This window comes from Paracraurococcus lichenis (genome assembly GCF_030657435.1).
Taxonomy (GTDB): domain Bacteria; phylum Pseudomonadota; class Alphaproteobacteria; order Acetobacterales; family Acetobacteraceae; genus Paracraurococcus; species Paracraurococcus lichenis.
Genome location: NZ_JAUTWS010000402.1, coordinates 1 through 710 on the forward strand (window position 1 = coordinate 1; position 710 = coordinate 710).

1 protein-coding gene is annotated in these 710 nt (G+C 66.9%); it reads left to right on the forward strand.

Annotation, left to right across the window (positions count from 1 at the left end; genetic code table 11):
- Positions 1-217: 217 nt before the first annotated feature.
- Positions 218-710, forward strand: a 493-nt coding sequence (locus tag Q7A36_RS40495) for a DUF4118 domain-containing protein (RefSeq protein WP_305109442.1), incomplete at its 3' end; no start/stop codon positions are given.

Sequence of the window (710 nt, forward strand, 5' to 3'; positions counted from 1 at the left end):
CGTGATCCCAGCCCTTGCCGGCCCTACCAGAACCTCATGCCGCGGCGTGAACTTGCCTGTGTGTGGTGTCGTTAGCGACCTCGGCGTATGTTTCGGAGGCGCGAGCAATAGTGGCGCTGGGAGAGTCTACCCAGGGGAGGGTGTCGCCTTGGCTTGGGTGGACCATCTTACGGGCTTGACCCGGAGAGGGACGGCAGTGCGAAACTGGACCGTCGCAATGGCCGTGTTCTCGGCCAGCCTCGCGGTCCGCTTCGCGCTTGGTGACCTACTTGCTTCCGCCCCGTTCCTGACCTTCTTACCCGCCGTCGTCGCCAGCACGCTGCTCTGCGGCTGGCGCCTGGGCGCGCTCGTGCTGGCTCTCTCCGCGCTTGCGACCTGGTACTTCTTTCTGCCGCCCTATCTCTCCTTCGCGCTGCATGGTGCGAAGACCGTCGTCCCGCTGCTCGGCTTCCTGGTGATCGGCGGCTTTGAGGTTCTGCTGGTCGCGGCCTTGGTCGAGGTGATCCGCCGCCTGGAGATCGCCAGGAGAACGCAGGAGGCGCTGTTCCAGGAACTGCAGCACCGCCTCGGCAACACCATGCAGTACGTCGCCTCGACGCTGCGGCTGGCGCGGCGTGACGTCGCGGATCCGTCCGCCGCCGAAGTGCTGGAGCAGGCGGCCGCCCGCATTGCCGTCATGGCGCGCCTGCATCGGCGCCTGCAGGAACCGA